The following is a 14644-nucleotide window of genomic DNA, read 5'->3' as shown; positions in this document are numbered from 1 at the left end:
GACACCGACCCCTTCGGGCGTAGGGTTGTCGGGGAACCCCGGTCCTTTTCCAAGGTCGGGGCCGTTCGCGTTGCGGAGGATCCAACCGGCCCATGAGTCTGACCGGTCTGCTAGACATCGTCGTCCAGGACCCCGCCGTCGCCGAGGCGGTGCGGGCCGCGTCCGAGGGCCGCGGTACCGCCCTCGACCTCGTCGGACCACCGGCACTGCGCCCGTTCGTGGTGGCCGCCATCGCGGCCCGCGCGGACCGGCCGGTGCTCGCGGTCACCGCCACCACCCGCGAATGCGAGGACCTGGTGGCCGCGCTCGGGTCGCTGCTGCCCGAGGACTCCGTCGTGGAGTACCCCTCGTGGGAGACGCTGCCGCACGAGCGGCTCTCCCCGCGCTCGGACACCGTCGGGCGTCGACTCGCGGTGCTGCGCAGACTCGCGCACCCGACCTCGGGCGGCCTCGCCGACTCCGGCACCGGCACCCTCAAGGTCGTCGTCGCCCCGATTCGCAGCGTGCTCCAACCCCAGGTCAAGGGGCTCGGCGACCTGGAGCCGGTGGCGCTGACCGCCGGGCAGGACATCGCCCTGGACACCGTCGTCGAACAGCTCGCCGCCGCCGCCTACTCCCGGGTCGACCTGGTGGAGAAGCGCGGCGAGTTCGCGGTGCGCGGCGGGATCCTGGACGTCTTCCCGCCGACCGAGGAGCACCCGCTCCGGGTCGAGTTCTGGGGCGACCAGGTCGAGGAGATCCGCTGGTTCAAGGTCGCCGACCAGCGTTCCCTGGAGACCGCCGAGCACGGCCTGTGGGCACCGCCCTGCCGCGAACTGCTGCTCACCGACCAGGTGCGCGAGCGGGCCCGCGAGCTGCTCGTGGAGCACCCCGGGCTGGTCGAGATGCTCGGCCGGATCGCCGAGGGCATCGCCGTCGAGGGCATGGAGTCGCTCGCGCCGGCCCTGGTCGACGACATGGAGCTGCTCCTGGACGTGCTGCCGGCCGGAAGCCACGTGCTGGTCTGCGACCCGGAGCGGGTGCGCACCCGCTCGGCGGACCTGGTGGCGACCAGCCGCGAGTTCCTGGACGCCTCCTGGGCAGCCGCGGCGGGCGGCGGGGAGAGCCCGATCGACCTGGGCGCCGCATCCCTGTGGAGCCTGGCGGACGTACGCGAGCACGCCGCCGAGATCGGCGTGCCGTGGTGGTCGCTCAGCCCGTTCAGCGCTGACGCCGACGACACGGGCACCGGGATCGGCGCGGTCGAGGCCGAGGCCTACCGCGGCGACGCGCAGCGGGTGCTGGCCGAGATCAAGGGCCGGCTCGCCGAGGACTGGCGGGTGGTGCTGGTCACCGAGGGCCACGGCCCGGCCGCACGATTCGTCGAGACGTTGTCCGGTGAGGGGGTCGCTGCCCGGCTGGACGCAGACCTGGCGCAGGTGCCGGACACCGGCATCGTGCACGTGACCACGGGCTGCATCGGCCACGGCTTCAGCTCCGAGCCGCTGCGCACCCTCGTGCTCACCGAGGAGGACGTCTCCGGCCAGCGCACCTCCACCAAGGACATGCGCCGACTGCCCAGCCGGCGGCGCAACATGGTCGACCCGCTCCAGCTCAAGCCCGGCGACTTCGTCGTGCACGAGTCGCACGGCGTGGGCCGCTACGTCGAGATGCTCCAGCGCACCGTGCAGGGCGCGCAGCGCGAGTACCTGGTCCTGGAGTACGCGCCGGCCAAGCGCGGCCAACCCGGCGACCGCCTGTTCGTGCCCACCGACCAGCTCGAACAGGTGACCAAGTACGTCGGCGGCGAGAGCCCGTCGCTGCACCGGCTCGGCGGCGCCGACTGGGCCAAGACCAAGGCCAAGGCGAAGAAGGCGATCAAGGAGATCGCCGGCGACCTGATCAAGCTCTACTCGGCCCGGATGGCCGCGCCCGGACACGCGTTCGGACCGGACACCCCGTGGCAGCGCGAGCTGGAGGACGCCTTCCCCTACATCGAGACGCCCGACCAGCTCTCCTCGATCGAGGAGGTCAAGGGCGACATGGAGAAGCCGATCCCGATGGACCGGCTGATCTGCGGCGACGTCGGCTACGGCAAGACCGAGATCGCCGTGCGCGCGGCCTTCAAGGCGGTGCAGGACGGCAAGCAGGTGGCCGTCCTGGTGCCCACCACGCTGCTCGTCCAGCAGCACTTCTCCACGTTCTCCGAGCGCTACGCGCAGTTCCCGGTCGTGGTGAAGTCGCTGTCCCGGTTCCAGACCGAGACCGAGGCCAAGGCGGTCCTGGAGGGCCTGCGCGAGGGTTCGATCGACATCGTGATCGGCACCCACCGGCTGTTCTCGGCCGAGACGAAGTTCAAGGACCTGGGCCTGGTCATCGTCGACGAGGAACAGCGCTTCGGCGTCGAACACAAGGAGCAGCTGAAGAAGCTGCGTGCGAACGTGGACGTGCTGACCATGTCCGCGACGCCGATCCCGCGCACCCTGGAGATGGCGGTCACCGGCATCCGCGAGATGTCCACGATCACCACGCCGCCCGAGGAGCGGCACCCGGTGCTGACCTTCGTCGGACCGTACGAGGAGAAGCAGATGGGCGCCGCGATCCGGCGCGAGCTGCTGCGCGAGGGTCAGGTCTTCTACATCCACAACCGGGTCGAGTCGATCGACCGCGCGGCCGCGCGGATCCGTGAGCTGGTGCCCGAGGCCCGGGTGGCGATCGCGCACGGACAGATGCACGAGAACGCGCTCGAACAGGTGGTCGTGGACTTCTGGGAGAAGGAGTTCGACGTCCTGGTCTGCACCACGATCGTCGAGTCCGGGATCGACATCTCCAACGCGAACACGCTGATCGTCGAGCGGGCCGACAACTTCGGCCTGTCCCAGCTGCACCAGCTGCGCGGCCGGGTCGGCCGCGGGCGCGAACGCGCGTACGCGTACTTCCTGTATCCGCCGGAGAAGCCGCTGACCGAGACCGCGCACGAGCGGCTCGCCACCATCGCCCAGCACACCGAGATGGGCGCGGGCATGTTCGTGGCGATGAAGGACCTGGAGATCCGCGGCGCGGGCAACCTGCTCGGCGGCGAGCAGTCCGGGCACATCGCGGGCGTCGGATTCGACCTGTACGTGCGGATGGTCGGGGAGGCGGTCAACCAGTACAAGGAGCTCGCGGCGGGCGGCGAGGGCGCCGAGGAGATCTCGGAGATCCGGGTCGAGCTGCCCATCGACGCGCACGTCCCGCACGACTACGTGCCCGGCGAACGGCTGCGCCTGGAGGCGTACCGGCGGATCGCGGCGATCACCTGCGAATCGGACATCGACGCGGTGCGGGCCGAACTGGTGGACCGCTACGGGCCGTTGCCGCAGCCGGTGGAGAACCTCCTGGAGGTGGCCCGATTCCGCGCGCACGTGCGCGGCGCGGGCCTGGCCGACGTCACCCTCCAGGGCAACTTCGTCCGGTTCGGCCCGGTCGACCTGCGCGAGTCGCAGCAGTTGCGGCTCCAGCGGCTCTATCCGAAGACCCTGGTCAAGACGGCCACCCACCAGATTCTGGTGCCCAAGCCGATGACCGCCCGGATCGGCGGCCAACCGCTGCGCGACGTCGCGCTGCTGGCCTGGGCGCGCGACCTGGTGGACGCGATCCTGCTGGAGCCGATCGGCGCGGCGAAGAAGTAGCCGCGGTTCCCGGGCCGGCGTGGTGCGCCGGCCCGGGAAAGCCGAGGCGGTCCGCCGATCGGCCCGGATGATCTTGCCGAATATGCGGACTTCGGGCGTGCCCACCCGTATCTTTGATCGTTGGTCATGGGTCGCACGCCTGCCGTGGCCGACAGTCGTACCGCCGTACAGCGCCATCGAGCCCCGGGAGTTCGTGTGAGTCGCACGTCGCGTTCCGTCCCTGTCGATTCCGCGCACCGCCGGCGGCGATCCGCGGCCCGGACCCGGGTGGCCGCGGTGGGCCTGGTGCTCGTCACCGGCTTCGCGCTCGCCGGCTGCTCGGACTCCAAGGCCGGCGCCGCCGCCACGGTCGGCGGGGACCGGATCGAGATCTCCACCCTGAATGCCAAGGTCGACAAGCTCGAGCAGGCGTTCACCCGAAACAACCTGTCGCTGGCCGGTACGAGCGCCCAACTGGAGGCCAACCAGGCCGAGTTGGTGCAGCTGATCTCGCGTCGGGTGGTCGACGAGGCGGCCCGGCGCAACCACGTCGCGCTGAATGCGACCCAGGTGCTCCAGGCCCGGCGCGCGCTGGAGGCCAGGCTCGGCAGCCCGGAGGCGCTCCAGGTCCGGCTGCTGCAGACGGGGGTGCTGCCCGGCGAGGTGGACGAATTCGTACGCACCGAGGCGCTCAAGCGGGAGATCGCCAAGGCACGGGGGATCCAGCTCGACTCGGCCGAGGCCCAGGCCCAGCTGAACGGCTACCTGAGCGACGTGGCGAGCTCGATGAAGATCACCGTGAACCCGCGCTACGGCGCCTGGGACTCGGCGAAGCTGAGCACCACGCCCGCCACGTACTCGTGGCTCGCCGCGGGCACCCAGCCCGCCGCACCCGGCCTCGTGGAGGTCCCGCCCGGCGCGGAGAGCGGCACCTGACCCGGACCGTAGGCTGGCCGGGTGAGTGACTCGCCTGCTTCCGCGCCGCCCGCCCGCCTCGTCCTGCTCGCCGGGACCCATCGGGTCGCACCCGGTCTGCTGAGCTGGCCCGCGTGGCACACGCTGCGCGAGGCGGCCGGTACGCCGACCGGGTGCGTGCTGACCGCGGACGCCGACCATCCGCAGCTGCCGTATCTGCGCGAGGCGGGCGTCGAGGTCGAGACGGTCGACCTCGACGCGGGCCCGCGCGCGCTCGCCCGCCGGTTGCTGGAGCGGGCCCGGACCGGGCTGGTGGTCTGGCTCGCGGCCACCGACGACGACCCGGGCCTGGGTCCGGCACTCGCACAGGTCGCCGCGGGCGGCGAGGACGCCGAGCCGATCCCGGAGATCGAACTGCTGCCCGGCGCGTGGGACCTGCCGGGTGCGCGCCTGCTCGACCTGGTCGCGGTGATGGACCGGCTGCGCTCGCCGGGTGGTTGCCCGTGGGACGCGAAGCAGACCCACGAGTCGCTCGCGCGGTACCTGGTCGAGGAGACCTACGAGCTGGTCGACGCGATCGACTCGGGGGACCGGGACCACCTGCGCGAGGAACTCGGCGACGTGCTGATGCAGGTGTTCTTCCACGCCAGGGTGGCCCAGGAGGACGAGGCCGACCCGTTCTCGATCGACGACGTGGCCGGCGGCATCGTGGACAAGCTGATCAGCCGCCACCCGCACGTGTTCGCCGACGTCGAGGCGGACACCCCCGAGGCGGTCGAGGCGAACTGGGACACGCTCAAGGCGGCGGAGAAGAGCGATCGGGCCTCGGCGCTGGACGGCATCGCGATGAGCCAGCCGGCCCTGGCGCTGGCGGCGAAGCACCTGTCCCGCACCCGCAAGGCGGGGCTGACCGTGCCCACACCCGCGCTGCCGACGGCCTTCGAGGACGACGACTACGTCGGCCCCGAGGCGATCGGCGACCTGCTGCTCGCCGTGACCGAACTGGCCGCCCGCCGGGGCGTCGACGCCGAGACCGCGCTGCGCGCCGCGACCCTGCGGCACGGCGACCGGGTGCGCGAGGTCGAAGGACGATAGCCGAAACGCACGAGGGCCCGGAACCGATCGGTTCCGGGCCCTCCTCGCGTCAAACGATCACACGCGGCGGAAGATCAGCGCGCGCTTGACCTCCTGGATCGCCTTGGTGACCTCGATGCCACGCGGGCACGCCTCGGTGCAGTTGAAGGTCGTGCGGCAGCGCCACACGCCCTCCTTCTCGTTGAGGATCTCCAGGCGCTCCTCGGCGCCCTCGTCCCGCGAGTCGAAGATGAACCGGTGCGCGTTGACGATCGCGGCCGGGCCGAAGTACTGCCCGTCACTCCAGAACACCGGGCACGACGTGGTGCACGCCGCGCACAGGATGCACTTGGTGGTGTCGTCGAAACGCTCGCGGTCCTCGGGCGACTGCAGGCGCTCGCGCGTCGGCTCGTTGCCCGACGTGATCAGGAACGGCATCACGTCCTTGTACGCCTGCATGAACGGGTCCATGTCGACGACGAGGTCCTTCTCCAGCTTCAGACCCTTGATCGCCTCGACCGTGATCGGCTTGGCCATGTCCAGGTCCTTGACCAGGGTCTTGCAGGCCAGCCGGTTGCGGCCGTTGATCCGCATCGCGTCCGAGCCGCAGATGCCGTGCGCGCACGAGCGCCGGAAGGTCAGCGAACCGTCCTGCTCCGCCTTGATCTTCATCATCGCGGTCAGGATGCGCTCGGTCGGGTCGGCCTCGACCTTGAAGTCCTGCCAGTACGGCTCCGCGTCGGTCTCCGGGTCGAACCGGCGGATCCGCAGCGTGATCGTGATCAGGGTGTGGTCACGCTCGGCGGCCGTGGCTCCGTGCCCCTTGCCGGGCGCGGTCTCTTCCACTACGGCAGTCATCAGTACTTACGCTCCATCGGCTGGTAGCGGGTGACCACGACCGGCTTGTAGCCCAGGCGGATCGAGTGCTCGCCCTTCGCGTCGACCTCGCGGTACGCCATCGTGTGCTTCATGTAGTTCTCGTCGTCGCGCGCCTGGTAGTCCTCGCGGGCGTGCCCGCCGCGGGACTCCTTGCGGTTCTGCGCGCCGACCACCAGGACCTCGGCGAGGTCGAGCAGGAAGCCCAGCTCGATCGCCTCCAGCAGGTCGGTGTTGTACCGCTTGCCCTTGTCCTGGATGGAGACGTCCAGGTAGCGCTTCTGCAGGCCCTTGATGTCGGAGAGCGCCTGCTTGAGCGTCTCCTCGGTGCGGTAGACGCCGGCGTTGGCGTCCATCGTCTCCTGCATCTCGGCGCGGATCGTGCCGACCCGCTCGGTGCCGGCGCTGTCGCGCAGCCGCTCGATCATCTCCATCACGGTGGCCGCCGGAGCCTCCGGCAGCTCGACGAAGTCGTGCGACGTGGCGTACTCGGCGGCGGCGATGCCGGCCCGCCGGCCGAACACGTTGATGTCGAGCAGCGAGTTGGTGCCCAGCCGGTTGGAGCCGTGCACGGACACGCAGGCGACCTCGCCGGCCGCGTACAGACCGGGCACCACCGTGGTGTTGTCCGCGAGCACCTCGGCCTCGACGTTGGTCGGGATGCCGCCCATCGCGTAGTGCGCGGTGGGGTACACCGGGACCAGCTCGGTGGTCGGCTCGACGCCCAGGTAGGTGCGGGCGAACTCGGTGATGTCGGGCAGCTTCTCCTCGATCTGCTCCGCCGGCAGGTGGGTCAGGTCGAGGTAGACGTAGTCCTTGTTCGGACCCGCGCCGCGGCCTTCGAGCACCTCCAGGACCATCGAGCGCGCGACGATGTCACGCGGCGCGAGGTCCTTGATGGTGGGCGCGTAGCGCTCCATGAAGCGCTCGCCGTCCGCGTTGCGCAGGATGCCGCCCTCGCCGCGGGCGCCCTCGGTGAGCAGGATGCCCAGGCCCGCGAGACCGGTCGGGTGGAACTGGTAGAACTCCATGTCCTCCAGCGGCAGTCCCCGGCGCCACGCGATGCCCATGCCGTCGCCGGTGAGGGTGTGCGCGTTCGAGGTGGTCTTGAAGACCTTGCCGAAGCCGCCGGTCGCGAAGATCACCGACTTGGCCTGGAAGACGTGGATCTCGCCGGTGGCCAGCTCGTAGGCGACGACGCCCGACGTGGTCTTGTTGCCCGCCTCGTCCTCGGCCAGGAGCAGGTCGAGCACGTAGAACTCGTTGTAGAACTCGACGTTCTGCTTGACGCAGTTCTGGAACAGCGTCTGCAGGATCATGTGGCCGGTGCGGTCCGCCGCGTAGCAGGAGCGGCGCACGGCCGCCTTGCCGTGGTCGCGGGTGTGCCCGCCGAAGCGGCGCTGGTCGATCCGGCCCTCGGGGGTCCGGGAGAAGGGGAGGCCCATCTTCTCCAGGTCCAGGACGGCGTCGATCGCCTCCTTGCACATGATCTCCGCGGCGTCCTGGTCGGTGAGGTAGTCACCACCCTTGACCGTGTCGAACGTGTGCCACTCCCAGTTGTCCTCCTCGACGTTCGCGAGGGCGGCACACATGCCACCCTGTGCGGCGCCGGTGTGCGAACGCGTGGGGTACAGCTTGGTCAGTACGGCGGTACGGCTGCGCTTGCTCGACTCCAGGGCCGCGCGCATGCCGGCGCCGCCCGCGCCGACGATGACGGTGTCGTACTTGTGGGTCTGCATGATGCTCGTTCAGTCCTCGGGTACTGGTCAGCTGCCGATGTTCGGGTCGAAGGTGAAGATCACCAAGGTCCCCAGGAAAAGCACGATCAGCGCGGACGTGTAGAGCAGCGCCTTGAGCCAGAACCGGGTCTGGTCCCGCTCCGCGTAGTCGTTGATGATCGTGCGCAGACCGTTGACACCGTGCAGCTCGGCGAGCCACAGCATGATGAGGTCCCACGACTGCCAGAACGGCGAGGACCAGCGGCCCGCGACGAACGCGAAGCCGATCTTGGACACACCGCCGTCCAGGACGAGCTGAATGATCAGGTGGCCGATGACCAGGACGACCAGGAGGACGCCCGACAGCCGCATGAACAGCCAGCTGTAGAGCTCGAAGTTGGTCCTGGTCGAACGCGGTGAACGCTTGCTGCGCGGAGACTCGATCGACGGACCGCCGCCGTGGATCTTGGGCGCGTTTTCGATGGTGGCGGACACTTCAGCTCCCGAAGATGGTCTTGATCGAGTGCTGCAGGATCGGGTAGGCACTCCCGGCCATCAGCACGACCCAGACGCCGACGACAGTCCAGAGCATCTGCTTCTGGTAGCGCGGGCCCTTCTCCCAGAAGTCCACCGCGATGATCCGCAGACCATTGAGTGCGTGGAACAGGATGGCCGCGACGAGCCCGTACTCGAGCAGGTTGACGAACGGGTTCTTGTAGATGTCGATCGTCTGGTCGTACGCCTCGGGCGATACGCGAACGAGTGCGGTGTCGAGGACGTGCGCGAACAGGAAGAAGAAGATGAGGACGCCGGTGACTCGATGAGCCACCCAGGACCACATGCCTTCCCGGCCGCGGTAGAGCGTTCCAGCCGGCACGGAAACTACCCTCCGGGTGCGGTACAAGGGGGACGCGGCCGGCTGGGAGGGTGTCCGCATTCCGTGTCGGACCCTCTGGTTGTCGGTCGGCCCGGCCGGGTATCGGTCGCCCGGCCCCGGCCATGGTAGCCACCGATCGGGTGCCCCCTTGTGGCAGGGCGCGCGATGTGATCCATTCCGCATGGCGCGGGGGAACCATCCGGGTGACCGGGGCGTCACGGGTCACGAAATACTGACGCCCCGTCAGCACCCGTACGGGTGAAAGCGCCACGCTTGCGGACGAAAGCTCGGGGCAAGCACGAAGCCCCTGCTCACAGACGTGACCGACGGGTAGGGCCGGCATCACATCGGCAGTGCGTATTCATCGGCCCCGTCGGTCCCTACGATGCGACCCATGACGGAGGCTACTGTCGATGGCGGCACGTCTACCGGGTCCACCTTCGCGAGCCAGTTCCCGCAGCCCACGCGGGAACAATGGCAGCGCCTCGTGGCCGGCGTGCTCCGCAAATCGAAGGTGCTGGGCGAGAACGACGCGCCCGAGCGCCCCGAAGACCTGCTCGCGACCACTACCTACGACGGCATCAAGCTGTCCCCGCTGTACACGGAGGCGGCCGCCCGGCCGGGCCTACCCGGGCTGAGCCCGTTCGTCCGGGGCTCGCGCGCGGCCGGACACGCCGCGGACGGTTGGGACGTGCGCCAGTTGCACGCCGACCGTGATCCGGCCCGGGCCAACGAGAGCGTGCTCGCCGATCTGGAGAACGGCGTCACCTCGGTCTTCCTGCAGGTGGGTGACGGCGCGTTGGCGCCGGACGACCTGGCCCGCGCGCTCGACGGGGTGCTGCTCGACCTGGCGCCGGTGGCCCTGACCACCGGCGCCGACTTCGTCGCGGCCGGCGACGCACTGCTCGCGGTGTTCCGGGCGAGCGGCGTCGCCCCCGGCGAACTGCGCGGCAACACGGGCGCCGACCCGATCTCGCACCACGCGCGCACCGGGGCGGGCGCCGACCCGGCCGCCGCCGCCGAACTCGCGGCCCGGGTGCACGCGCAGTTCCCGGCTCTGCAGGCGATCGCCGTGGACGGGCAGCCGTACCACGAGGCGGGCGGCTCGGAAGGCCAGGAACTGGGCGCCGCCACCGCGGCCGGCGTCGCGTACCTGCGCGCGCTGACCGATGCCGGACTCGACGTGGACACCGCACTGGGCCTGCTCGAATTCCGCTTCGCGGCCACCGCCGAACAGTTCCCGACCATCGCCAAGCTGCGCGCGGCCCGCCGGTTGTGGGCCCGGGTGGCCCAGGCGTCCGGCGCCTCGGCGGCGGCCGGTGCCCAGCGCCAGCACGCGCTGACCTCGTGGGCGATGACCACCCGGCGCGACCCCTGGGTCAACATGCTGCGCACCACGGTTGCCTCCTTCGCGGCCGGCGTCGGCGGCGCCGACGCGATCACCGTGCGCGCCTTCGACGCCGCGATCGGCCTGTCCGACCCGTTCTCCCGGCGGATCGCCCGCAACACGCAGGCACTGCTCCTGGAGGAGTCGCACCTCGCGCAGGTGATCGACCCGGCCGGCGGCTCGTGGTTCGTCGAGCAGCTCACCGACGACCTCGCGCGCACCGGCTGGGCGTTCTTCCAGGAGATCGAGCGGCGCGGCGGGATCGTCGCGGTGCTCGACTCGGGCTGGCTGGCCGGGCAACTGGCCGAGGTGCGGGCCAGGCGGGACAAGGACATCGCCGATCGCACCGACCCGATCACCGGCGTCAGCGAGTTCCCCAACCTGACCGAGGCGCCCGTCGTGCGCGAACCCGCGCCCGACGTCCCGGTCTCCGCGGCCGGGCTGCCCCGGGTGCGCTACGCCGAGCCGTACGAGACGCTGCGCGACCGCTCGGACGCACTGCTCGCCGCCTCCGGCGCGCGTCCGAGTGTGTTCCTGGCCACGTTGGGCCCGCTCGCGCAGTACACCGCGCGGGCCGGCTTCGCCGGCAACCTGTTCGCCGCCGGTGGCATCGCCGCCGTCGAAGCGGGCATCACCGCGGTGGACGAGGGTGCGGTCGAGCAGATCCTGGAGCGGTGGACGGCGGCCGGCCGGCCGGCGACCGTCGTGCTCGCCTCCTCGGAGAAGGTGTACGCGACCCTGGCGGCACCGGTCGCCGCGGCACTGCGCGCGGCCGGCGCCCGCCGGATCCTGCTCGCGGGCCAAAAGGCGCACGGAGCCGACCTGGACGGGTACGTGTACACCGGGTGCGACGCGCTCGCCGTCCTGCACGCCACGTACGAGACCCTGGCGGAATCCCCGGAGGGGGCGAAATGAGCATTCCCGACTTCACCCAGGTCGAGCTCGACGCGCCCGCGTCCGGTGACCTCGACGCGTGGCGGGACGCCGTGCGCGAGGAGACCGGCAAGGACGCGGACGCGCTGACCCACGACACTCCCGAGGGCATCCCGCTCAAGGCGCTGTACACCGAGGAGGACCTGGAGGGGCTCGACTTCCTGGGCACCTACCCGGGCATCACGCCGTTCCTGCGCGGTCCGTACCCGACGATGTACGTCAACCAGCCGTGGACGATCCGCCAGTACGCGGGCTTCTCCACCGCGGAGGAGTCGAACGCCTTCTACCGGCGCAACCTGGCGGCCGGCCAGAAGGGCCTGTCGATCGCGTTCGACCTGGCCACGCACCGCGGCTACGACTCGGACCACCCGCGGGTGACCGGCGACGTGGGCATGGCGGGTGTCGCGATCGACTCGATCTACGACATGCGCCAGCTCTTCGACGGCATCCCGCTGGACCGGATGTCGGTCTCGATGACGATGAACGGCGCGGTGCTGCCCGTGCTCGCGCTCTACATCGTCGCGGCGGAGGAGCAGGGGGTGGCACCGGAACACCTGACGGGGACGATCCAGAACGACGTCCTCAAGGAGTTCATGGTCCGCAACACCTACATCTATCCGCCCAAGCCCTCGATGTCGATCATCTCCGACATCTTCGCGTACACATCGCAGAAGATGCCGAAGTTCAACTCGATCTCGATCTCCGGCTACCACATCCAGGAGGCCGGGGCCACGGCCGACCTGGAGCTGGCGTACACGCTCGCGGACGGCATCGAGTACCTGCGCGCCGGGGTCGCGGCGGGCCTGGACATCGACGCCTTCGCGCCGCGCCTGTCGTTCTTCTGGGCGATCGGGATGAACTTCTTCATGGAGGTCGCCAAGCTGCGCGCCGCGCGCCTGCTGTGGGCCGACATCGTGAAGTCGTTCGGCGCGAAGAACCCCAAGTCCTTCTCGCTGCGCACGCACTCGCAGACCTCGGGCTGGTCGCTGACCGCGCAGGACGTGTTCAACAACGTGGTGCGCACCTGCCTGGAGGCGATGGCCTCGACCCAGGGGCACACCCAGTCGCTGCACACCAACGCGCTGGACGAGGCGCTCGCGCTGCCGACCGACTTCTCCGCCCGGATCGCGCGCAACACCCAGCTGCTGCTCCAGCAGGAGTCCGGCACGTGCGACGTGATCGACCCGTGGGGCGGTTCGGCCTACATCGAGCGGCTCACCCACGACCTCGCGGTGCGCGCCCGCGAGCACATCGCCGAAGCCGAGCGGGCCGGCGGCATGGCGTCGGCGATCGCCGAGGGTCTGCCCAAGCTGCGGATCGAGGAGGCGGCGGCGCGGACCCAGGCCCGGATCGACTCGGGCCGGCAGTCGGTGATCGGCGTGAACAAGTACCTGGTCGCCAGCGACGAGGCGATCGACGTGCTCAAGATCGACAACAAGGCGGTCCGCGAGGGCCAGTTGGACAAGCTGCGCAGGTTGCGCGAGGAGCGCGACGACGACGCGGTGCGCCGTGCGCTGGCCGCGCTGTCCGGCGCGGCGCAGGCCGACGTCGAGGGCACCCGGCCGCGCGATCTGGAACACAACCTGCTCGCGCTCGCCGTGGACGCCGCGCGGGCCAAGGCCACCGTCGGCGAGATCTCCGACGCGCTGGAGTCGGCGTACGGGCGCCACCAGGCGCAGATCCGCACGCTGACCGGGGTCTACCGGGAAGAGGTGGGCATGTCGCCGAACGTGGAGACGGCCCGCTCGCTGGTCGCCCGGTTCGAGGAAGCGGAGGGTCGGCGGCCGCGCATCCTGGTGGCCAAGATGGGCCAGGACGGCCACGACCGGGGGCAGAAGGTGATCGCCACCGCCTTTGCCGACCTCGGCTTCGACGTGGACGTGGGCGCGCTGTTCCAGACGCCGGGCGAGGTGGCCCGACAGGCGGTCGAGGCGGACGTGCACGTGGTCGGCGTCTCCTCGCTCGCGGCCGGTCACCTCACCCTGGTCCCGGCGCTGCGTCAGGAGCTCGCCGCGCTGGACGCCGGGGAGATCATGGTCGTGGTCGGCGGGGTGATCCCGCCCGCCGACGTGCAGCCGCTGCTCGACATGGGCGCCACGGCGGTCTTCCCGCCCGGCACGGTGATCGCGGATGCCGCGGTGGACCTGCTCAAGGGCCTGTACAAGCAGTTGGACCACGAGCTGCCGGTCGACTGATGGCACGCGTGATCGACGTCGGCGCGTACGCCGAGGGCGTGCTCGCGGGCAACCGGACGATCCTGGCCCGGGCGGTCACGCTGGTCGAGTCCACCCGGGCCGACCACCGCGACCTCGCGCAGGAGCTGCTGGTCAAGCTGTTGCCGCACGCCGGCGGTGCCCACCGGGTGGGCATCACCGGCGTGCCCGGTGTGGGCAAGTCCACCTTCATCGAGACGCTGGGCACCCGGCTGACCGGCGAGGGGCACCGGGTGGCGGTGCTCGCGGTGGACCCGTCCTCCTCCCGGCACGGCGGCAGCATTCTGGGCGACAAGACCCGGATGGGTCGGCTCGCCGTGGACGACAACGCGTTCGTCCGCCCCTCGCCGACCGCGGGCACGCTGGGCGGCGTGGCGCGGGCGACCCGCGAGTCGATCGTGTTGATGGAGGCGGCCGGCCACGACGTGGTGCTCGTGGAGACGGTCGGCGTGGGTCAGTCCGAGACCACCGTGGCGAACATGGTCGACTGCTTCCTGTTCCTGACCCTCGCGCGCACCGGCGACCAGCTCCAGGGCATCAAGAAGGGCGTCCTGGAGCTGGCCGACGTGGTCGCGGTGAACAAGGCGGACGGCGAGTACGCGCTCGCCGCCCGCCGGGCGGCCCGCGAACTGGCGGGCGCGCTGCGGCTGATGCGCCGGGCCGGGGAGTCCTGGACGACGCCGGTGCTGACCTGCTCCGGCCTGTCCGGGGAGGGCCTGGACGAGGTCTGGGACACCATCCTCAAGCATCGGCGGACCCTGGAGGCGACCGGCGAGTTGGCCGAACTCCGGCGTCGACAGCAGGTCGACTGGACGTGGGCGACGGTGCAAGACTCGCTGCTGGCCGAGTTGCGCGGGCACCCCGCGGTGCGGGCTATCGTGCCCGGCCTCGAACGCGACGTCCGGGACGGCAGTCTCACCGCGACGCTCGCCGCGTCTCGCATTCTGGACGCGTTCCATGGGCGGCAAGGGGAGTCCTGATCAATCGGACGCTTGGTTGATACGGGGCCGAGCGCGCGGAAG

At 70.7% G+C, this 14644-nt stretch carries 10 protein-coding genes; 6 read left to right on the top strand and 4 right to left on the bottom strand.

Annotated elements, in window-relative coordinates; all coding sequences use genetic code 11:
* Window positions 1–92: 92 nt before the first annotated feature.
* The 3 genes from mfd (at window position 93) to ACIBM5_RS03185 (ending at window position 5639) form a co-directional block, all read left to right on the top strand.
* A complete protein-coding gene (mfd, locus tag ACIBM5_RS03195) occupies window positions 93–3650 on the top strand; it encodes a transcription-repair coupling factor (RefSeq protein ID WP_391585295.1) in 3558 nt (1185 codons plus the stop codon).
* Between the two features lie 195 nt (window positions 3651–3845).
* Window positions 3846–4565 carry a SurA N-terminal domain-containing protein gene (locus tag ACIBM5_RS03190; protein WP_396005077.1) on the top strand — a complete coding sequence of 240 codons (720 nt, stop codon included), beginning with the start codon at window positions 3846–3848 and terminating at the stop codon, window positions 4563–4565.
* 21 nt (window positions 4566–4586) lie between these two features.
* Window positions 4587–5639: a MazG family protein gene (locus ACIBM5_RS03185; RefSeq protein ID WP_391585293.1), complete on the top strand. Its 1053-nt coding sequence runs from the start codon at window positions 4587–4589 to the stop codon at window positions 5637–5639.
* Between the two features lie 57 nt (window positions 5640–5696).
* Here the strand turns inward: ACIBM5_RS03185 and ACIBM5_RS03180 are convergent, their stop codons facing one another.
* From ACIBM5_RS03180 to sdhC, 4 genes are read right to left on the bottom strand one after another with little or no spacing between them, the layout of a single operon-like run.
* Window positions 5697–6479 carry a succinate dehydrogenase iron-sulfur subunit gene (locus tag ACIBM5_RS03180; RefSeq protein ID WP_391585528.1) on the bottom strand — a complete coding sequence of 261 codons (783 nt, stop codon included), beginning with the start codon at window positions 6477–6479 and terminating at the stop codon, window positions 5697–5699.
* Window positions 6476–8233 (bottom strand): succinate dehydrogenase flavoprotein subunit, encoded by a 1758-nt coding sequence (sdhA, locus tag ACIBM5_RS03175; RefSeq protein ID WP_396005076.1) that lies wholly within the window; start codon window positions 8231–8233, stop codon window positions 6476–6478. Before sdhA ends, ACIBM5_RS03180 begins: the two co-directional genes overlap by 4 nt.
* 27 nt (window positions 8234–8260) lie before the next feature.
* Window positions 8261–8707: a succinate dehydrogenase hydrophobic membrane anchor subunit gene (locus ACIBM5_RS03170; RefSeq protein WP_391585291.1), complete on the bottom strand. Its 447-nt coding sequence runs from the start codon at window positions 8705–8707 to the stop codon at window positions 8261–8263.
* A 1-nt stretch (window position 8708) separates the two neighbouring features.
* Window positions 8709–9089, bottom strand: coding sequence for a succinate dehydrogenase, cytochrome b556 subunit (gene sdhC / locus ACIBM5_RS03165; RefSeq protein WP_355542205.1), 381 nt, complete (start codon window positions 9087–9089; stop codon window positions 8709–8711).
* Window positions 9090–9483: 394 nt separating this feature from the next.
* Between sdhC and ACIBM5_RS03160 the strand changes: the two genes are divergently transcribed.
* The 3 genes from ACIBM5_RS03160 to meaB are packed head-to-tail and all read left to right on the top strand — an operon-like array spanning window position 9484 to window position 14602.
* Window positions 9484–11391 carry a methylmalonyl-CoA mutase subunit beta gene (locus ACIBM5_RS03160; protein ID WP_396005075.1) on the top strand — a complete coding sequence of 636 codons (1908 nt, stop codon included), beginning with the start codon at window positions 9484–9486 and terminating at the stop codon, window positions 11389–11391.
* Entirely contained in the window at window positions 11388–13604 is a 2217-nt protein-coding gene (gene scpA, locus ACIBM5_RS03155; protein WP_391585289.1) for a methylmalonyl-CoA mutase, read from the top strand. The genes ACIBM5_RS03160 and scpA overlap by 4 nt, the downstream gene beginning before the upstream one ends.
* Window positions 13604–14602: a methylmalonyl Co-A mutase-associated GTPase MeaB gene (meaB, locus tag ACIBM5_RS03150; protein WP_396005074.1), complete on the top strand. Its 999-nt coding sequence runs from the start codon at window positions 13604–13606 to the stop codon at window positions 14600–14602. The genes scpA and meaB overlap by 1 nt, the downstream gene beginning before the upstream one ends.
* Window positions 14603–14644: the final 42 nt, after the last annotated feature.

The organism is Embleya sp. NPDC050493, assembly GCF_044458105.1.
Lineage (GTDB): Bacteria > Actinomycetota > Actinomycetes > Streptomycetales > Streptomycetaceae > Embleya.
Note: the sequence above shows the minus strand (reverse complement) of the source record. Positions and strands in the feature narration are given on the sequence as shown.